Here is a 19,598-nt window from a genome sequence, read left to right on the forward strand (position 1 = left end):
GTCATCGCTCCCGCGCCAGTCGCGGATCGAGCAGATCGCGCAGTCCGTCGCCGAGCAGATTGAGCCCGAGCACCGCGATGGCGATCGCCACACCCGGATAGACCGCAAGCATCGGCGACTGGAACAGCAGCGTCTGCGCATCGTTCAGCATGCGGCCCCAGGACGGCTGCGGCGGCTGCGTGCCGAGACCGAGATAGGACAGCGCGGCTTCGGCAAGGATCGCGAGCGCGAACTGGATGGTGACCTGCACAATCAGGATCGACAGGATGTTCGGCAGCACATGCTCGATGGTGATGCGGAATTTGCCCTTCCCCGAGGCGCGCGCGGCCAGCACGAATTCGCGCGCCCATATCGCGTTGGCCGAGCCGCGCGTCAGCCGGGTCAGCGTCGGGATCTGGAAAATTCCGATCGCGATGATCGAGGTCACCATGCCCGGCCCGACGACCGCGGCGAGCATGATCGCGGAGAGCACCGCCGGAAAGGCAAAGGTGAAATCGGAGAAGCGCATGATGATTTCTTCGGTCCAGCCGCGCTTGGCAGAAGCGATCAGGCCGAGGCAAACGCCGAAAGTGAGACCGATGCTCACGGCGATGATGCCGACCAGAATGGTCGAGCGCGCGCCCGCGAGCAGCAGCGAGACGATGTCGCGACCGAAGGAATCGGTGCCGAGCCAGTGCGCCGCCGACGGCGGCCGGAGCTTCGAGGCGATGTCGATCTCGTAGGGCGACCACGGCGTCCACACCAGCGACAGCAGCGCCGAGGCGAGCACCAGCAGGCTCAGCGCTCCGCCCAGCACGAAGCTGCGGTGACGCAGCGCGCGGGCCCAGAAGGTGCGAGCCGGCAGCGGACGCGTTGCGATCGGGGCGTCGACCGAAGTGGTCAGTTGCGCGCTCACAAATCGTGGACCTTGATGCGGGGATCGATGAAGGCGTAGAGCACGTCGACCACGAAATTCACGATGACGACCATGGCCGCAAGCAGCATCACGCAATTGCGCACCACGATCAGGTCGCGGTTGGCGATCGACTGGAAGATCAGGCGGCCGAGGCCCGGCAGGTAGAACACGTTCTCGATCACGATTGTGCCGGCGAGCAGATTGGCGAATTGCAGCCCCATCACCGTCATCACAGGGATCATGGCGTTGCGCAGCACGTGGCTCCACAGCACCTCGCGCTTGCCGAGACCCTTCGCGCGCGCCGTGCGGACGAAATCTTCGCGCAGCACTTCGAGCACGGCCGAGCGCGTGACGCGCGCGAGGATCGCGGCCTGCACCACGGCGAGCGAGATCGCCGGCAGCAGCAGCGACTTGATGCCGAGCCAGATGCCATCCTCCCAGCCGGGAAAGCCGCCCGCCGAGAGCCATTGCAGCCGCACCGAGAACAGCAGGACCAGGAGGATCGCGAACCAAAAATTCGGCAGCGCGATGCCCACTTGCGTCAACGACATCACGCCGACGTCGCCGAGCTTGTTGTGGTTGGCCGCGGTGTAGATGCCGGCCGAGAGCGCCAGCGTCACCGTGATCAGCATCGACATGATCGCGAGCGGAACGGTCAGCACCAGCCGCTCCGCGATCAGGCTCGCGACCGGCGTGCCATAGACATAGCTGTTGCCGAGATCGCCGACGAGGAGGCCCTTGATCCATTGCAGATAGCGAACCGCCAGCGGCTGGTCGAGCCCGAGCTTGACGGTGAGCGCGCGCACCGCGTCGGCCGAGGCATCGGCGCCCATCAGCATCTGCGCCGCGTTGCCCGGCAGCGCATCCAGCACCAGGAAAATGATCACGGATGCGCCGACCAGCGTCGCCAGCAAGGTCAACAGACGTCGAAGAAAGAATACGCTCATGCGCGCTCGGCTTCAGGGCTCATCCGCCGCACGATCAACATGTCCGGGCGCCGGAGGCAAGTCCTTTGCGGCATGTGCCTCACCTCAGCCGGGCCGGCGGGACAGAAGATCGTGCGAGGCCTCGAACAGCGCACTCACCCGCAGCAATTCGGCATCGGCACGGAAGCGCCCGACGAGTTGAAGCCCGATCGGCAGGCCGTCGCGGCCGAAGCCGCAGGGAAGACTGATCGCGGGGTGCCCGGTCATGTTGAACGGCATGGTCCAGGGGAACCAGTGCGGCCGGACGCTGTCGAAGTGCTTGCCGTCGATCTCGATGGTGCCGAACAGGTCCTGGTCGATCGGCAGCGCGGTGCGGGTGAGGGTCGGCATCGCCAAAAGATGCCCGCGCGCAAGCAGGGATTGCACGCGGCGGAACAGCGCGGTGCGCGCGAACATCGCCTCCTGATAGGCGACGCCGCTGACATTGGTCGCGAGCGCGACCTGCTTGACGAAGGCTTCGCTGAGGACGTCGCCGTGCTCCGCCACCAGCTTGGCGAAACGCGTGCGCCAGACGGTGTGGTTGATGGCGCGCCAGATCGGCTCGATGTCAAACCCCTCGCCGGAGAACTCCTCGAGCTCGGCACCGAGACCGGCCAGCCGGTCGAGGCTCGCCTTGAAGCTGGCCGCGACATCTGACGACACCGGGCGGCCGGGCGGCGACGCACAGAACAAGATCCTTTGCCCGCGCAGATCGCCGCGCGGCGCGGCGGTGCCGATGAAATCGGGCACGGGCACGCCGATCGACCAGGGATCGCAGGAGTCCTCACCGGCCATCGCCTGCATCATCAGCGCGGTATCGGCGACCGTGCGCGTGGTCGGCGTGACATAGGTCTGGTTACCGAAGGCGTCGAGCGCCTGGCTGTGCGCGATCACGCCGTTGCTCTGCTTCAGCCCGACCACGCCATTGCAAGCGGCGGGAATTCGCGTCGATCCGCCGCCATCGGTCGCAATCGCAAGGGGCGCGATGCCGCTCGCCACCGCCACGGCCGCGCCGCCGCTGGAGCCGCCGGAGGACCGCTCTGCACTCCAAGCGTTGCGGGTGCGACCGAACAAGGGCGAGTCGGTCAGGCATTTGCTGCCGAACTCGGGCGTCGTGGTCTTGCCGATCAGGATCGCACCTTCCGCGCGGAGTTTTGCTACCGCAACGGCATCCTCGGCCGGCACATTGTCCTTGTAGGGAACGGCGCCGAAAGTGGTCTTCACGCCGCCAGTGTTGACGATGTCCTTGACGGTGACGGGAAGGCCATGCAGCAGGCCAAGCGGCTCGCCCGCCATCACCTTACGCTCAGCCGCACGCGCCTGCGCCATCGCCTCGTCGCCGCAGAGCGTGATGAAACAGTTCAGCTCGGGCTGAAGCGCCTCGGCGCGCGCGAGCACGGCGCGGGCGATCTCGACGGGCGAAATCTTCTTCGTGGCAACGAGGCCGCGCAGCTCGGTTGCGGACAGCAGGCAGGGATCGCCGTTCATCGTCAAATCATCGCTCCGAAGCCGGCCCTCGTTGGCCGATGGCATTGACAGCGAGAATGACACTTCTGTTAACTCAGCGTCCAATACCATTTTAGTGGTCAACCCATACGTTTTCGGTATGCCAATGGATCTTCACCGGCTTCGCTACTTCGTCGCCGTGGCCGAGGCGCGCAGCGTCGGCAAGGCCGCCGAACGGCTGCGGATGGCGCAGCCGCCGCTGTCGGTCCAGATCCGCAAGTTGGAGGCCGAGGTTGGCGCGCCGCTGTTCCGCCGCGGCACGCGCGGCATGGATCTGACGGAAGCGGGCCAGGCCCTGCTGGTGCGCGCCGGCGAGGCGCTGGCGCTTGCGGCCGACGGGGTCGAAGCCGCGCGCGCAGTCGCAGCCGGCAGCCGCGGGCGGATTTCGGTCGGATACATGTTCGTGCTGGCGAACGCCATGCTGCCGCGCCTGATCCCCGAGCTGCGGCGATCCATTCCCGGCGTCGACCTCGACTTCGCCGAGCTCAGCGCCTCGACACGCGAGGCGCGGCTGCTCGACCGCAGCGTCACCGTCGCGCTGTGCATGCCGGCGATCCACCATCCCGAGATCCAGGTGGCGCGGATTGGCGCACAACCGTTCATGCTGGCGATGCCGAAGCGCTCGCCGCTTGCGCGCCTGAGCGCAGTGCCGATGGCACGACTCCAGGGCCGCCCGCTGATCGCGCTGCCGCCGCCGGAGCAAGACCCCGCCTCCTCCGCGGTCGCAGCCTTGCTGCGGCGGCATCAGATCGTGATGCCGATCGCGAGCCGGGTGGAGACGGTGCATTCGGCGATGAGCCTCGTTCTCGCCGGCGAGGGGCTTGCGATCCTGCCGGCCTGCGCGAAGCTCGGCGCGCCGCAGGGCATCGTGTTCAGGCCGCTGCGGGATGCCGCCGACTCCATCGATATCGCCGTGTGCTGGCGGCGGGATTCGCAGAGCCCGCTGATCCGCACCTTCCTCAAATGCGCCGAGAAGGTCGTTGCACGGCTGTGATGCGGACCCGGGCTAGACGCTCCAGGTGACTTCATGGCTCCACGGCGGATCGGCGCCCGGGCGGGTACAGGTCAGGCCGGCGCAATTGGCGGCAAAGGACAGCGCGCGGCGAAGCTCATCCGCGCCGATGTCTTTCAGCTGCTGCCGGCTGATGCGGCCCTGCTTGTGCAGGGCGAACAGGAGCGCAGCCTGAAAACTGTCGCCAGCGCCGATGGTGTCGGCGATCTCGACCTTCGGCGCCTGAACTTCGATCTGCCCTGCGCTCGCGTGCCAGGCAATGGCCCCGTTGTTGCCGCGGGTGATGACGACGAGGCTCGTGCCCTGCCCCAGCAACGCGTTCGCGCGCTGCTGATATGACTCCTCGCCGAAGAGATACGCGAAATCGATATCCGACATCTTGATGAGATCGGCTTGGCCTGCGAACTCGGCCATGCGCGCGAGATAGGCCGGCTTGTTCTTGACCAGATTGGGGCGGCAGTTCGGATCGAAGGAGATCGTCGACGACGCGCGCGCGTCCGCGATCAGGGCTTTCGTCTCGGCGGCGCCCTGGTCGTTCACCAGCGTGGTCGAGCCGACATGAACGGCCTCGATATTCGCGAACGGAATTGTGCCACGCCGGTAGGTCCAGTTCCGTGTCGCGGTTTCGGCATCGTAGAACGCATAGTGCGACTCGCCCGCGACGATGCGCACGAAGGCGAGCGTGGTCTGGCGGTCGCTGCGGGTGGCCAGCCCCAGCTCGACGTTCGACGCCGTCGCATGATCTGCGATCATTCGTCCGAACATGTCGGTCGAGACGCCGCCGACAAATCCTGTCGGCGCGCCCAGCCGCGCCATGCCGATCGCGACGTTGAGGCAGGAGCCGCCGACCGCGGGCATCACCGCCTCGCGCCCCTCGGTGTTTCGCGTCGGCACGAAATCGATCAGCGCATCGCCGCAGGCAATCAACATCCGCTTCAACCTCCGGCACCCTCGCGCATCGCTTCACGGCTGCCGCGATCGACCTCGCGCAGCAGCTTGTAGACCTCGCGCTTGCGGGCATGAAACGCGGCCATGCCGGGCGCGGTCGGCTCGCTCTTCCGTCCCAGCGCCGACATCTTCGCCATGGTCTCGCCGATCGAGGCATAGGCGCCGCCGGCCACCGCGCCGAGCATCGCGGCGCCCAGCAGCACGGGTTCTTTCGTTTGCGGCAGCGCGACGGTGAGACCGGTGGTGTCCGCCATGATCTGCCGCACCAGCGGGCTGCGGCTCGCGCCGCCGCCCATGATCATGATGCTGGAATGGACGCCGTGCGCGGCAAAGGCCTCGATCACCTCGGCGAGGCCATAAGCCAGACCGCAGAGGCCGGCGACGAACAGCCGCTCCATCGCACCAACGTCGCTGTCGAGATCGAGGCCCGCGATCACCGCGCGGGTGTCGGGGTCGGCGTAGGGCGAGCGGTTGCCGATGAATTCGGGAAGCACATGGACGTCGCGCGCGAGCAGCGCGGCGCGGCTGGCGTCACCGGCGCGCGCGATGATGCGCCGCTCGAGGTACTCGATGAGGTCGACGCCCTCGCTCCGCGCCGCCGCGCTCGCCTCGACATGGCCGGGATGCGACTTGAGGAGATGGTCGATCGCCGCGCCCGCAGCCGACTGGCCGCCTTCGTTGAGCCAGAAGTCCGGCACCATGCCGGAATAATAAGGGCCCCATACGCCGGGCACGAAGCACGGCTCCTTCGTCGTCGCCATGATGCAGGCCGACGTCCCCATGATGTAGGCGAGACGGTCGCTGACATCGCTCGTTCCGCCCGATCCGTCGCGTCCGCCGATCGCACCGATGCCGCCGGCATGGGCATCGATCAGCGAGGCGCCGACCGGCGTGCCCGGCGACAGGCCGAGCTCCGCAGCCGCAGCTCGGGTGAGGCCTTCGCCGAGCCGCGTGCCGGGCGCGACGATCTCGGTGCCGATGCGGGCGTATTTCTCGCTGACGAAATCGGAGAGGCCGATGCGTTTGAAGAACGGCGCGCTCCAGCCGCCGCCGTCGTGTGCGAGGTAGTTCCATTTGCAGGTGACGGTGCAGGTCGAGCGCTGCAGCGAGCCGGTCGCGCGCCAGGTCAGATAATCTGCCAGGTCGAAGAAATGACCGGCGGCATCGAAGTTCGCGCGCATGTGGCGCTTCAGCCACAGCAGCTTCGGCATCTCCATCTCGGGCGAGATCGAGCCGCCGACATAACGCAGCACCGCGTCCCCGGTCTCGTTGATCAGCCGTGCCTCGGCCGTGGCGCGATGGTCCATCCAGACGATGACATTGCGTTGGCGGTCGCCGGAGGCGCTGACGGTGACCGGCTCGCCTTGCCGATCGAGCACGACCAGCGAACAGGTGGCGTCGAAACCGATGCCGCCGACGCTGTCGGGCGCGATGGCAGCCTCCACCATCGCTGCCCGCACCGACTTTACGCAGGCGTCCCAGATGTCGGACGACGATTGCTCGACGATGTCGCCGGCCTCGTGCCAGATCCGGATCGGATGCTTGGCGGTGGCAAGGAGGGTGCCGGCCTCGTCAAACACCCCTGCCCGCGTGCTCGTGGTCCCCACGTCGACGCCGATATACGCTCGCGGCATTGTCGCTCCCGGTCGCTCTCGTCAGTTTTGACGCAAGCCTACCAGCAAGTGTAGCCGCCATCCACCAGCACGATGCTGCCGGTCATCAGGCTCGCGGCCTCCGAGGCCAGGAACAGCACGACGGAGGCGATCTCCTCGACCTGCCCCATCCGCGCCATCGGGGTTCCGCCGATCCAGGCGTCATACATTTTCGGGGTGCTTTTCACGAAAGCATTGAGCGGCGTGTCGATATAGGTCGGCGCCACCGCATTGACGCGGACGCCGCGCGCGCCCCATTCGGCGGCCAGCGACTTGGTCAAATGGTGCACGCCGGCCTTGGAGGCGTTGTAAAAGCACTGCTCTTGCGGCTTGTTGACGATGAAGCCCGACATCGAGCCGACATTGACGATGGCGCCGCTCTTGGCCTTCAGCATGTGCTTGCCGAATTCGCGGCAGCACCAGAAGGTGCCGTTGAGATTGACGTCGATGACGTTGAGCCAGTGCTCGTCGGTGACGGTCTCGGCCGGCGTCTCGCTGCGGGCGATGCCGGCATTGTTGACGAGGATGTCGACCTTGCCGTGGCGGGCGACGAGGTCGGCCGCGACCTCTGCCACGCGCTTGGTGTCGGTGACATCCATGATCGCCGTCTCGACGTCAAAACCCTTCGCCTTCAGGCTGGCCTTCGCGCTGTCAGCAACCTTGCTGTCCCGATCGCCGATGATGACCTTCGCGCCGGCTTCGGCCAGCGCTTCCGCGCAGGCGAGGCCAATGCCTTGCCCGCCGCCGGTGATGAATGCGGTCTTGCCGCTCAGCTTGAATTTTTCGAGGTACATGGTGGTCTTTCCGTCTCTTGCCGTCTCTTGCCGTTTCTTGCCGTTTCTTGCCGTTTCTTGTCAGCCCCGAAGCGCGTTGCCGCTCTCGTCGAAGCGATGGATGCGCGCGGGATCCGGCACCAGCGACACGTGGTCGCCGGCATGCAGGCTCAATTCGCCGATGTAGCGCGCCGTCAGCATGCCGAGCGGTCCGGCATCGACATACAGGAAGGTGTCGCTGCCCAGATGCTCGGCGACCGCGATCGTTCCCTGCCAGCCGCCGGCGCCGTCGCGCTCGATCTTGAGATGCTCCGGCCGCACGCCGATCGTCGCCGCGCCCTTCTGCAGAGCGTGCTCGCCAGTGACAAAGTTCATCTTCGGCGAGCCGATGAAGCCGGCGACGAAGAGATTGGCGGGCCGCTCATAGAGCTCCAGCGGCGAGCCATATTGCTCGATCTTGCCGCCGTTGAGCACGACGATCTTGTCGGCCATGGTCATGGCCTCGACCTGATCGTGGGTGACGTAGATCGCGGTGGTGCCGAGCTGCTTCTGGAGCCGTGTGACTTCTATCCGCATCTGCACGCGCAAGGCCGCGTCCAAGTTGGACAGCGGCTCGTCGAACAGGAACGCCTTGGGCTCTCGGACGATGGCGCGGCCGATCGCGACGCGCTGGCGCTGGCCGCCGGAGAGCTCACGTGGCTTGCGGTCGAGATAAGGCGTCAGGTTCAGCGTCGCCGCCGCCGCCTCGACCTTGCGGTTGGTCTCGTCCTTGGAGAGACCCGCCATCTTGAGGCCGAAGCCGATGTTGCCGCGCACGCTCATGTGCGGATAGAGCGCATAGGACTGAAACACCATCGAGAGCCCGCGCTTGGCCGGCGGCGTGTCGACGACGTTCTTGCCGTCGATCAGGATCTTGCCGCCGCTGACATCCTCGAGCCCGGCGATCAACCGCAGCAGCGTGGTCTTGCCGCAGCCTGAGGGACCTACGAACACCACGAAGGAGCCGTCGGCGATGTCGAGGTCGGCGCCCTTGATGATGTGCACGGGACCGAATGATTTCTGTACGTCCTGAAGTGTGATCTGACCCATGATCCGCCAGCCCCTTTACTTCACCGCGCCGAAGGTGAGCCCGCGTACGAGCTGCTTCTGGCTGAACCAACCGAGGACGAGAATGGGCGCGATCGCCAGCGTCGAGGCCGCCGACAGCTTTGCCCAGAACAGCCCTTCCGGGCTCGAATAGGAGGCGATGAACGTCGTGAGCGGCGCGGCGTTCGAGGTCGACAGATTGAGTGTCCAGAACGCCTCGTTCCAGGCCAGGATCAGGTTGAGCAGCATGGTCGAGGCGAGGCCCGGGATCGCCATCGGCGTCAGGACGTAGACGAGCTCGCGGCCGATGGTGGCGCCGTCCATGCGCGCGGCTTCGAGGATGTCGCGCGGGATCTCCTTGAAATAGGTAAAGAGCATCCAGATCACGATCGGTAAGTTACCAAGGCAGAGGATGAAGATCAGTCCAGCGCGGGAATCGAGCAGACCGAAGGTCTTGAAGATCAAATAGATCGGCACCAGCACGCCTACCGGCGGCATCATCTTGGTCGAGAGCATCCAGAGCAGGATGTCCTTGGTGCGTTTGGTCGGGGAGAACGCCATCGACCAGGCCGCGGGGATCGCGATCAGCAGCGCGATCAGCGTCGAGCCGCCGGCGATGATGATCGAGTTCAGCGCGTGATGCAGATAGTCGCTGCGCTCCTGTACGGTGGCGTAGTTTTCCGTGGTCCAGTGGAAGAACAGGAAGGACGGCGGAATCGCGAAAGCCTCGAGCTCAGTCTTGAAGCTCGCCAGCACCATCCACAGGATCGGGAAGAAGATCAGGAAGCCGAAGAACCACGCCCCGATCGTCGATACCACCACCCGCTGCGTCGTCGCCATCCGCGCCATGCTCTCATGCCTCCAGGTTGCGGCCGACGATGCGGACGAGGAAGAAGGCGACGATGTTGGCGATCACAACAGCAACGAGGCCGCCGGCGGAGGCACTGCCGACATCGAACTGGATCAGCGCCTGCGAATAGATCAGGAAGGCGATGTTGGTGGTCGACAGTCCGGGACCACCGCCGGTGGTGACGTAGATCTCGGCGAACACTGTGAGCAGGAAGATGGTCTCGATCAAGATCACCACTGTGATGGGACGCGCCAGATGCGGCAGCGTGATGTAGATGAAGGCCGAGAGCGCGCTGGCGCCGTCCATCTCGGCCGCCTCCTTCTGCTCCTCGTCGAGCGATTGCAGCGCGGTGAGCAGGATCAGCGTCGCGAACGGCAGCCATTGCCAGGCGACGATCAGGATCACCGCGAGCAGCGGCGCGTCAGTGAACCAGTCGATCGGCGTCAGCCCGAATACCTTGGCGAGCCAAGCGAACAGGCCGGACACCGGATGCATCAAGAGGTTCTTCCAGACCAGCGCGCTCACCGTCGGCATCACGAAGAACGGCGCGATCACCATCAGCCGCACGATGTTGAGGCCGATCACGGGTTGATCGAGCAGCACCGCGAGGGGGATGCCGAGCAGGATCGTCAGCGCCAGCACCGAGCCGACCAGCACCAGCGTGTTCCGGAGCGAAGCGAGGAAGGCGGGATCGGTGAGGAAGTAGCGGAAATTCTCCAGGCCGACGAACGCCTCGGAGCCGGGATCGAGCAGGCTGTAATGCAGGGTCGAGAAATAGATCGTCAGCGCCAGCGGGACGATCATCCAGATGAACAGGAGCCCGACGGCCGGGGTCAGAAGCGACCGCGCAAGGAACTGCGTCTGCCGGGTTGCCATTCTTGGCCTCTCCGCTGGAGAAAAAAGGCGGCCATCCGTCCGGGGCTGGCTGGTGGATGGCCGCAAGTGTGAGCTCAGGGAGAGCTCGGGTCTACTTGATATAGCCGGCGCGCTTCATCTCGCGCTCGGTCGCGGATTGCGCGGCGGTGAGCGCGGCATCGACCGTCATCGATCCCGCGAGCGCGGCGGAGAATTGCTGGCCCACCTGCGTGCCGATGCCCTGGAATTCGGGGATCGCCGCGTATTGCACGCCGACGTAAGGCACCGGCTTCACGGTGGGCTTGTTCGGGTCGGCCGCATCAATCGAGGCCAGCGTCAGCTTCGCGAACGGCGCGACTTTCAGATAGTCCTCGTTCTGGTAGAGCGAGGTCCGTGTGCCCGGCGGCACGTTGGCCCAGCCCTCCTTCGACGCCACGAGCTTGGTGTAGTCCTTGCTGGTGGCCCAGGCGATGAACTTTTCGGCGGCTTCCGTCTTCTTGGAGCCGGCGGGGATCGCGAGGCTCCAGGCCCACAGCCAGTTGGCGTTCTTGCCGAGCCCAGTGTTCGGCGCCAGCGCAAAGCCGACCTTGTCGGCGACCTTGGACTCCTTCGGATTGGTGACGAAGGACGCCGCGACCGTGGCGTCGATCCACATCGCGCACTTGCCGGCGTTGAACAGCGCCAGATTCTCGTTGAAGCCGTTCGAGCTCGCGCCGGGCGGGCCGGCTTCCTTCATCAGATTGACGTAGGTCGTGAGCGTCGTCTTCCATTCCGGCGTGTTGAACTGCGGCTCCCACTTCTCGTCGAACCAGCGCGCGCCGTAGGAATTGGCCATGGCCGATAGGAACGCCATGTTCTCGCCCCACCCGGCCTTGCCGCGGAGACAGATGCCGTAGGTGCCGGCGCTCTTGTCGGTGAGCTTCTTGGCGGCGTCGATGACGAAATCCCAGGTCGGCTTTTCCGGCATCTTCAGGCCGGCCTTCTCGAACAGGTCGGTGCGATACATCACCATCGAGCTCTCGCCATAGAACGGCGCGGCGTAGAGCTTGCCGTCGACGGAGACCGCGTCCCTGATCTTCGGCAGCAGGTCGGCGATGTCGTAATCGGCGCCGAGATTGGCGAGCGGCACCAGCCAGCCCTTCTTGGCCCAGATCGGCACCTCATAGGTGCCGATGGTCAAAACGTCGAACTGGCCGCCCTTGGTAGCGATGTCCGTGGTGACGCGCTGGCGCAGCACGTTCTCCTCCAGAGTCACCCATTTGACCGTGATGTCTGGATTTTTCTTGGTGAATTCGCTGGTCAGCCCCTGCATGCGGATCATGTCGCCATTGTTGACGGTGGCGATGGTCAGGGTCGTTTCGGCCATCACAGGGACGGCCAGCAACAGGCAAGACGCGCCGCAGACGGCGCCGAGGACGTGTTTCACGGTGACCTCCCTAGGATCGCGCTTCTGAGCATATGCCCACGCGTTGGGCGTATGTTCGGACGAGGTGCAGCGCTTGTCAAGCAGGCGCGCGGGCGTTCCCGCAACTTATGAGTGCTGCGGTGCGGGAGGGGATGAAGATGTTGCCTCGCCCACGGCTGTCATGCCCCGCGAAAGCGGGGCATCCAGTACGCCGTGTCGTGAGTTGGTTTCGCACCGGATAGGCCGCGGCGTACTGGATCATCCGCTTTCGCGGATGATGACATCGGCGCAAGCGGCCGTAGCGCCCGCCCTACCGCTCCAAAATCGCCCTTGCCGTCGCCTCGTCCGTGATCAGGCCGTTGATCAGGTGCCCGTTCAGCGCGGCCGCGATCGCCGGCACCTTGGCCGCACCGACCGCGGCACCGATCGTGGTGGTCTTGGCCGGCACCTCCGGCGGAATGCTGGTGAGGCGCTTGTTGGTGCCGGCCTTGAGCAGGCGGCCCTTGGAATCATAGGCCCAGCCAGTGATTTCGCCGATCGCCCCCTGCCGCATCATCTCGAACAATTCGTCGCGGGTGACGAAGCCGTCGATGTGGATTTGCGCCTTCTGGTCCATCTGACCGATGCCGACGAGGCGCAAGTCCGCCTTGGCGGCGACCGCCTTGACCTTCGCGATCGGCTCGATCCGCACCATCTTGTTGCGCTCGTCTTCCGACGACATCAGGAACGGCAGCGGCATCGGATAGTGCCGCGCACCGGTGCGGTCGGCGAGCCGGCCGACGGTGTCGTAGAAGCTCGCCGAACCGTCGGCGGAGATGTTGCCGACCAGCGAGACGATCTGGTGGTTGGGCCGGTCGATCGGCGTCACGCGCTCGACCGCGGCGCGTACCGCCCTGCCCGTGCCGAGCGCGACGATGACGGGCGTTTCCGAACGCAACGTCGAATCCAGCAGATTGGCGCAGCGCTCGGCGATGCCCGCCGTGGCCTGCGGCGCGGCAGGATCGGCCGGCACCACCTCGCAATGGCTGAGGTCGAAGCGCGCCTTCAGGCGTGCCGCCAGTTCCATGCAGGCGGCGATGGGATGTTCGAGACGGAAGGTGATGAGACGTTCGGCGAGGCACAGCGAGACCAGCCGCTGCGCGGAGGCGCGCGAGACCTGGAGCATCTTTGCGATCTCGTCCTGGGTGTGACCGGCAATGAAATAGAGCCAGCCGGCACGCGCGGCATCGTCGAGCCTAGACTTTTCGTTCTCGACGGCCATGGCGGCCTATGCCTCCCAGAAATCGCTCATTTGCGCGAAGACCCGATCGGCCCCGGCGCCGGACAATATAGCCTGCCCGTCGCGCCCGCGATAATGGCTGCCGCCGACAAATCCCCAGACGGTCATGCCGGCAGCCTTCGCGGCCAGCACGCCACTAACACTGTCCTCGATCACCAGCGTGTGCGCGGGTGTCGCGCCCATTTTCTCCGCCGCGTGGAGAAAGAGATCCGGCGCGGGCTTGCCGTGCGTGACCATCTGCGCCGTGTAGATCCGGTCGCCGAAATGGGGCGCGAGACCGGTCACCCTCAGTGACAGCGCGACGCGGTCGAGATCACTCGACGAGGCCACGCAACTCGGCACGCGCAGGCCGGACAGGACGGTATCCGCATCGGGAATCGGATGGAGCGCCTTCTCGAAGGCGATCAGTACGCGCGACTTCAGCCGGACGGGAAAATCGGCCGGCACCGCCTGGCCGAGTTCGCGATAATGCTGCGTGACCGCGCTCGTGCTTCGTCCGAGAAACAGCTCGAGCGCCTGCGCAAGTGTCAGCGATATCCCAAATCCGGACAGCTCGTCTACCAAGCACTGGCAGCTCAAGAGTTCGCTGTCGACGAGCACGCCGTCGCAGTCGAAGATGACGAGATCGGGCCTTTGCTGGCTTCGGTCCATCCGGCCATTCGATCATATACCCATGCTTTGAGCAATAGTTCACCCGGTGGAGGACATATGCGGGTTCTCCGGGGTCAATGGGCGACCTGTCGATAGATCGCCGGCAGCGCCGCAGGCAGTCGACGGATGTTGCCGACGATGGCGTAGCCGCTGCGGCCGAACAGCGTCGGGACGTAGGATTGCGCCGTCGCATCGACCGTCACGCCGAAGACCGCGATGCCGAGCCGCCGCGCCTCATGCACGGATTTGCGGGTGTCCTCGACCGCAAAGCGCCCCTCATAATGATCGACGTCGTTCGGCTTGCCGTCGGTGAGAACGAGCAGCAACTTCTTGCGCTGCGGCTGGCGCGCCAGCTCGGCCGAGGCGTGACGTACCGCCGCACCAATCCGTGTGTAATAGCCAGGCTTCAGCGCGCCGATCCGGCGCTCGATCGCGCCACTCATCGGCTCGCCGAAGGCCTTGACCGTTTCGAGCCGCACCCAGGAACGCCGGCGCGAGGTGAAGGTGAGGATACTGTGGTGATCGCCGCAGGCCGACAGGCCGTGCGCAAGCACCAGCAGCGCCTCCTTCTCGACGTCGAGCACCCGATAACCGTCGACCCAGGCATCCGTCGAGAGCGAGACGTCCACGAGCAACGTGACGGCAAGATCGTCCCCTCGCGGTAGCATCGCTACATGGACCCGATCGAGACCGCCCCCGCCACTTCCGGCGCGGAGATCGCACCGCGCGCGCACGAGCGCGTCGAGGTCGAGGTCGTGGCCATCGGCCTGGGCGCGCATCAATTCATGACGCGGCCGCAACACCTCGAAGCGGCGGCGCACCTGGCGGATGTGCCGACGCATGGCGTCATCAGGCCTCCAGCCCTCACCCAGCTCGGAGGCCGCACCCGCGAGCACGCGGCAATGATCGGGCAGATAGGAGCCGCTGCGATAATCCCATTCGGGATAGCTCAGGTCCGCGTTCAATGGCGAGGCATCGAGGGCTTCCGGCGGCAGGTCGAGATCGAATTTGAGCCGGCTCGCCGGCTTGCCGCTGCGGGGGCTGAGCGTGATCTCCTCGAGGTCGTCGGCTGCCTTCTGCGCATCCTCGTCCTCACTGTCGTCAGCCGGGCGGTCGACATTGATCATCTCGGCCATCGCGAGGATCTTTTCAAAGCGATTGAGCACGAAAGGATCGCGGCGATCGGTACCGTCTTCGCGCTCGCGGACGGCGAAACGCTTGCGATCGTCCGATGGCACTGGCGCAGCGGTCGGCACGCACGCGTCGTCACCCGCATGTGCGGGCGACAGCGCCCGTGTCCAGCAATCGCCCCAGAGCGGGCATGGCAGGATCGAACGATAGCCGGGCGGCGCCTTGTCCGGCAGCGGCCCCGTCCCCATCATCGCCGGCCACAGCTTTCCCACCGGCGGCGTATCGGCGCCGAGCAGAGCGAGCATGATCTGCTCCAGGTCCTGCTCAATGCGCGGCAAAGGCCGGTGCGGCCGCGCCATGGCCGTGGCCGCGGCCAGCCGGGCGTAGTCCTCGGCAAGGCCAGGACATTCCGTCAGCACAAGCACCGCGATCTCGCTGGCCCGCCGCAGCATCAACAGATCGCGCCGCAACGGATCGGCCTCGGCTATCGCTTCGACCGGTGCAAAGGCAAACCACGCGGCCAGCCACCGGTACAGCGCGGCATTCAGCCCGCGATCGGCGAAGATCGCGATGCTGTCGGGCAGGAAGATCGTCGCGGCATCGCGCCCGGGTTGCGCGAGCCGCTCGTCGCCGAGCCCGATGCGCTGCCGCCATCCGAGCCGATGCCCAGTCCGGCGGGCACTCGCGCTCGCGATCTGCACGCCCGTCTCCCCGCCAAGCGCGCGGAACATGATCGCGATCCGGCTGCGCACCTCCGCGAGCGACACCGCGTGTTCGGCATGGGCCGGATAGCTCGCGGTGCCGCCGACCAGACGATGCCAGGCGCGGCCGACGGTTTCTTCAAGCTCGAGGAAATCGAGCATCGCATCACCCTCAGGAGATCACGGCGCGTGCGACGTCGAGCAGCGCCGCCTTGACGTCTGCGTCATCGGTGAGCGGTTCGATCATGCCGGCCAGCACCGCATCCGTAATTGAGGCTCCGGCCGCAATCAGGGTGGCGCAATAGACGACGAGACGGGTCGAAACGCCCTCCTCCAGGTCGTGCCCCTTCAGCGCGCGCAGCCGGCCGGCCAGCAGGACCAGCGGCCGCACATAGTCGGGCGCGAGCCCACTCTCGGCCGCGACCACCGCGATCTCCTGCTCCGGGGCTAAGAAGCCGAACTCGATGGCAACGAAGCGCTGACGCGTCGACGGCTTCAACGCCTTCAGCAGCGTCTGGTAACCGGGATTGTAGGAGACTACCAGCATGAAGCCCTTCGGCGCGACCAGCTCCTCGCCGGTGCGCTCCAGCGGCAGGATGCGGCGGTCGTCGGTGAGCGGATGCAGCACCACCGTGACGTCCTTGCGCGCCTCCACGACCTCGTCGAGATAGCAGATGCCGCCTTCCCGCACCGCGCGTGTCAGCGGACCGTCGGTCCATACGGTGTCGCCGCCCCTCAGCAGGTAGCGGCCGGTAAGATCGGCGGCGGTGAGATCGTCGTGGCAGGCGACGGTGTGAAGCGGCAATCCCAGCCGTGCTGCCATGTGAGCGACGAAGCGCGTCTTGCCGCAGCCGGTCGGTCCCTTCAACAGGACCGGGAGCTGATGCCGCCAGGCGTGCTCGAACAGCGCGCATTCGTTGCCGCTCGGAACGTAAGCCGGGAGCACGAGCGCGGGTGCCGACAAGGCGTGAAGTGCTGCTGTCATGGTTCTTCTCCGGAAATCATTCTGGAACGGCGGCCGCGACTTGCGCGGCCGCCTTGTGTTTATTCGGCCGGTTGCAGGGCGCCTGGGACAGTCGCCTGCTTCTCGCGGCCGGGCACCAGTACCGCCCAGACGAACATCAATGCCGAGATCGCGACGAACACGCCGGAGCCGAGCCGCACCCAGTAGAAGAAGGCAAGCTGGTCCTGCACGTCCATGTAACTCTGGCCAAGTACGCGCTGGAGATGGACCTGAATCACGCCGGCAAAGGTCAACGCGAAAGTCATGGTCATCATCGCCGTGCACATGATCCAGAAGCTGGTCATGCTGAGCCACTGGTTATAGGGCGCACGTCCCTTGATCTGCGGGATCGCATAAGCCATCACCGACAGGTTCAGCATCACATAGGCGCCGAAGAAGGCGAGATGGCCATGTGCGGCGGTGACCTGCGTGCCGTGGGTGTAGTAGTTCACCGACGACAGCGTGTGCAGGAAGCCCCAGACGCCGGCACCGAGGAACGCCATCACCGAGCAGCCGACCGACCACAACAGCGCGGCGCGGTTCGGATGCTTGCGGCCGGCCTTCCAGGTCATCTGCACTGTGAAGATCACCATGGTGAAGAAGGGCGCGACCTCGAGCGTCGAGAACAGCGAGCCGATCCACTGCCAGTAACCTGGCGCGCCGATCCAGTAGAAATGGTGGCCGGTGCCGAGAATGCCCGAGAACAACGCAAGGCCGATGATGACGTAGAGCCACTTCTCGACCACCTCGCGGTCGATGCCGTTGAGCTTGATCATCAGATAGGCGAGCACGGACGCCATGATCAGCTCCCAGACGCCCTCGACCCAGAGATGAACGACGTACCACCAGTACATCTTGTCGACCGCGAGATTGGCCGGATTGTAGAAGGCGAACAGGAAGAAGATCGCAACGCCCCACAGGCCGAACAACAGGATGTTAGTGACCGTCGTCTTGCGTCCCCTAAGCGCCGTCATCGTCACGTTGAACAGGAACATCAGGCAGACGACCACGATGCCGACCTTGATGATGAAAGGCTGCTCGAGGAATTCGCGGCCTTCGTGGTAGTGGAAGAGATAGCCGACCTCGGCCACACCGGCTGCGCCGAAGAACATCCAGAACTGGATCTTTGCGAGCAGCGGGCTGTAAAGCTCGGTCTCGGTTTCCTCAGGCAGCAGAAAGTAGGTCGCGCCCATGAAGCCGATCAGCGACCACACGATCAGCGCGTTGGTGTGGATCATCCTGACGATGTTAAACGGCAGCAGCACTGACAGCGTGTTGGGCAGGACGTAGATGGTTCCAGCAAGCAGGCCAAACAGGACCTGCGCCAGGAACAGCGTCAGCGCGCCGTAGAAATACAGCATCGCGACTTTCTGGGTTTGATATTTCATTTCGGGTTCTCTCTGTCTTGAAAGAGGCAAGGTCTTGAAAGAGGCAAGGCCCTGAAAGAGGAAGGCGTCAGCCGGCCTTGTTCGGCGGCCACTCCTGGCGCTTGATCTTGCTGGTCCATTGCAGGAAGTCGGCGAGATCGTTGAGCTCCTGGTCGGTGAGGTTGAACTGCGGCATCTGGCGCCGGCCCTCCGCGCCCGAGGGCTGCGATTGCATCCAGGCCTTCAACGTCTCGCGCGCACCGGCTGGATCCTCATTGCCGCCCCAGCGATCCCAGACATTGCCGACTTCGGGGGCGAAATAGGCGCCCTCGCCCAGCAAGGTGTGGCAGTTGATGCAGGAGTTCTTCTCCCAGACATGCTTGCCGCGCGCGACCGACGTCGTCAGCGTCGAAGCGTCCGTCGAAGTCGTCGCCATATAGTAGTGGCTGTGCGCCGTCAGCCCGATGAAGATGGCGAAGAAGAAGGCCGAGCCGCCGTAGAAGACGTTTCGAGCCGCCGACTTGGTCAGGCGTTCAGCCATTGCCAGTCCTTTCCGTTGTGAGTCCAGTCGTGAGGAAGCAGTGATGCTGTATTTTGCTTGATGGCGCGGACGGGTCTTTGTCCGGGCGCAATCAACGCTGCGTTGGCGGCGTCAGACCAATGCGATGACGGCGGAGGCGAGCCAGGCAACCAGCACCACGATGAGGATCCATGCGCTCACCAGACCGCGCCAGAGCGCCGGCACCGCCCGAAGGTCCATGAAATCGAGCGCGATTCGGTGGCCCTTGATGGCGGCAAGGACCAGGAGAAGTGCATTGGCGAGCAGCGGACGCGGCATTAGCGGCGGAAGCAGGATCGTCGCGAGCGCGAGGCCGATCAGCACGAGCCAGGTGATGTCGAGACGGCCGGGCATGATCAGCGCACCAGATAGAGGATCGGGAACATGACGATCCAGACCAGATCGACCATGTGCCAGAAGGCGGCGCCGGTCTCGACGCCCGAGATCTCGGCGCGGCGGCAGACCACGGCGAGAATCACGATGCCGAGGCAGACGTGCAGGAGATGGAAGCCGGTCAGGAGGAAGTAGAGCGTGAAGAACGGGCTGGTTTCTAGGCCGATCCCGCGACCGATCTCTTCGGCATATTCGGTCAGCTTGATCGCGATGAAGAGGCCGCCGAGCGCCATGGCAATCAGTAGCCAGCGGCGCGATGCCCGCTTTTCACTGGCGCGCGCAGATCTGGTCGCCCTTGCCGCGGCCCAGCCGCTGGTCACCAGCACGATTGTGTTGAGGCCGGCGAGATTCGCGTTGAGCGCCGCCTGCCCCGCCGCGAACACAACGGGATGGATCGCCCAGGCAACGACGAAGGCGCCGAGGAACAGGCCGAAGGCGACGAGCTCGCTGAAGATCAGCACCCAGATCATGGGATCGCCGGGGAGATCTTCCAAGATTCCCCAGCCGGTTCCCTGTTGTTCGCAATCGGCCGCAGACATCGTCTTTCCGGATCAGGACACCGGCCAG

The 19,598-nt window shown here is 65.3% G+C and carries 19 protein-coding genes; 1 reads left to right on the plus strand and 18 read right to left on the minus strand.

Going from position 1 to position 19,598, the window contains the following annotated elements; translation table 11 throughout:
- Window position 1 precedes the first annotated feature (1 nt).
- From IVB46_RS23310 to IVB46_RS23320, 3 genes are all read right to left on the minus strand, one after another.
- Window positions 2–895, minus strand: a complete 894-nt coding sequence (locus IVB46_RS23310; RefSeq protein ID WP_247308685.1) for an ABC transporter permease — start codon at window positions 893–895, stop codon at window positions 2–4.
- Window positions 892–1,842, minus strand: a complete 951-nt coding sequence (locus IVB46_RS23315; protein WP_071915489.1) for an ABC transporter permease — start codon at window positions 1,840–1,842, stop codon at window positions 892–894. The genes IVB46_RS23310 and IVB46_RS23315 overlap by 4 nt, the downstream gene beginning before the upstream one ends.
- 84 nt (window positions 1,843–1,926) lie before the next feature.
- The gene (locus IVB46_RS23320) at window positions 1,927–3,348 is read right to left on the minus strand and encodes an amidase family protein (RefSeq protein WP_247308683.1); all 1,422 of its coding nucleotides are present in this window, start codon (window positions 3,346–3,348) and stop codon (window positions 1,927–1,929) included.
- A gap of 124 nt (window positions 3,349–3,472) precedes the next feature.
- On the opposite strand from IVB46_RS23320, the gene IVB46_RS23325 reads away from it, so the two are divergent.
- Window positions 3,473–4,360 carry a LysR substrate-binding domain-containing protein gene (locus IVB46_RS23325; RefSeq protein WP_063984460.1) on the plus strand — a complete coding sequence of 296 codons (888 nt, stop codon included), beginning with the start codon at window positions 3,473–3,475 and terminating at the stop codon, window positions 4,358–4,360.
- Between the two features lie 12 nt (window positions 4,361–4,372).
- Here IVB46_RS23325 and IVB46_RS23330 read toward each other — a convergent pair whose 3' ends face one another.
- The 15 genes from IVB46_RS23330 to IVB46_RS23400 form a co-directional block, all read right to left on the minus strand.
- Complete coding sequence (locus tag IVB46_RS23330; RefSeq protein ID WP_247308681.1) at window positions 4,373–5,308, minus strand: carbohydrate kinase; 936 nt, start codon at window positions 5,306–5,308, stop codon at window positions 4,373–4,375.
- A gap of 5 nt (window positions 5,309–5,313) precedes the next feature.
- Complete coding sequence (locus IVB46_RS23335; protein WP_247308679.1) at window positions 5,314–6,960, minus strand: FGGY-family carbohydrate kinase; 1,647 nt, start codon at window positions 6,958–6,960, stop codon at window positions 5,314–5,316.
- A 38-nt stretch (window positions 6,961–6,998) separates the two neighbouring features.
- On the minus strand, window positions 6,999–7,772 hold the full coding sequence (locus IVB46_RS23340) for an SDR family oxidoreductase (RefSeq protein WP_247308677.1): 774 nt from the start codon (window positions 7,770–7,772) through the stop codon (window positions 6,999–7,001).
- 60 nt (window positions 7,773–7,832) lie between these two features.
- Window positions 7,833–8,840 (minus strand): ABC transporter ATP-binding protein, encoded by a 1,008-nt coding sequence (locus IVB46_RS23345; protein WP_071915494.1) that lies wholly within the window; start codon window positions 8,838–8,840, stop codon window positions 7,833–7,835.
- 15 nt (window positions 8,841–8,855) lie between these two features.
- Window positions 8,856–9,686, minus strand: a complete 831-nt coding sequence (locus IVB46_RS23350) for a carbohydrate ABC transporter permease (protein ID WP_247308675.1) — start codon at window positions 9,684–9,686, stop codon at window positions 8,856–8,858.
- A gap of 4 nt (window positions 9,687–9,690) precedes the next feature.
- Window positions 9,691–10,563 (minus strand): sugar ABC transporter permease, encoded by an 873-nt coding sequence (locus IVB46_RS23355; RefSeq protein ID WP_063984466.1) that lies wholly within the window; start codon window positions 10,561–10,563, stop codon window positions 9,691–9,693.
- Window positions 10,564–10,654: 91 nt separating this feature from the next.
- Window positions 10,655–11,968 carry a sugar ABC transporter substrate-binding protein gene (locus tag IVB46_RS23360; RefSeq protein ID WP_166351586.1) on the minus strand — a complete coding sequence of 438 codons (1,314 nt, stop codon included), beginning with the start codon at window positions 11,966–11,968 and terminating at the stop codon, window positions 10,655–10,657.
- Window positions 11,969–12,257: 289 nt separating this feature from the next.
- A complete protein-coding gene (locus tag IVB46_RS23365; RefSeq protein WP_014496591.1) occupies window positions 12,258–13,208 on the minus strand; it encodes a sugar-binding domain-containing protein in 951 nt (316 codons plus the stop codon).
- Between the two features lie 6 nt (window positions 13,209–13,214).
- The gene (locus tag IVB46_RS23370; protein ID WP_247343534.1) at window positions 13,215–13,877 is read right to left on the minus strand and encodes an HAD family hydrolase; all 663 of its coding nucleotides are present in this window, start codon (window positions 13,875–13,877) and stop codon (window positions 13,215–13,217) included.
- Window positions 13,878–13,951: 74 nt separating this feature from the next.
- Complete coding sequence (locus IVB46_RS23375) at window positions 13,952–15,871, minus strand: VWA domain-containing protein (RefSeq protein ID WP_247308670.1); 1,920 nt, start codon at window positions 15,869–15,871, stop codon at window positions 13,952–13,954.
- Window positions 15,872–15,881: 10 nt separating this feature from the next.
- Window positions 15,882–16,694 (minus strand): CbbQ/NirQ/NorQ/GpvN family protein, encoded by an 813-nt coding sequence (locus tag IVB46_RS23380; protein ID WP_247308668.1) that lies wholly within the window; start codon window positions 16,692–16,694, stop codon window positions 15,882–15,884.
- A gap of 59 nt (window positions 16,695–16,753) precedes the next feature.
- Window positions 16,754–18,100 carry a cbb3-type cytochrome c oxidase subunit I gene (locus tag IVB46_RS23385; RefSeq protein ID WP_247343536.1) on the minus strand — a complete coding sequence of 449 codons (1,347 nt, stop codon included), beginning with the start codon at window positions 18,098–18,100 and terminating at the stop codon, window positions 16,754–16,756.
- A gap of 67 nt (window positions 18,101–18,167) precedes the next feature.
- Entirely contained in the window at window positions 18,168–18,620 is a 453-nt protein-coding gene (locus IVB46_RS23390; RefSeq protein ID WP_247308666.1) for a cytochrome c, read from the minus strand.
- 111 nt (window positions 18,621–18,731) lie between these two features.
- Complete coding sequence (locus IVB46_RS23395) at window positions 18,732–18,992, minus strand: cytochrome C oxidase subunit IV family protein (RefSeq protein WP_247308664.1); 261 nt, start codon at window positions 18,990–18,992, stop codon at window positions 18,732–18,734.
- Between the two features lie 2 nt (window positions 18,993–18,994).
- A complete protein-coding gene (locus IVB46_RS23400) occupies window positions 18,995–19,570 on the minus strand; it encodes a cytochrome c oxidase subunit 3 family protein (protein ID WP_247308662.1) in 576 nt (191 codons plus the stop codon).
- Window positions 19,571–19,598 lie beyond the last annotated feature (28 nt).

The organism is Bradyrhizobium sp. 61 (genome assembly GCF_023073075.1).
GTDB classification, from domain to species: Bacteria; Pseudomonadota; Alphaproteobacteria; order Rhizobiales; family Xanthobacteraceae; genus Bradyrhizobium; species Bradyrhizobium barranii.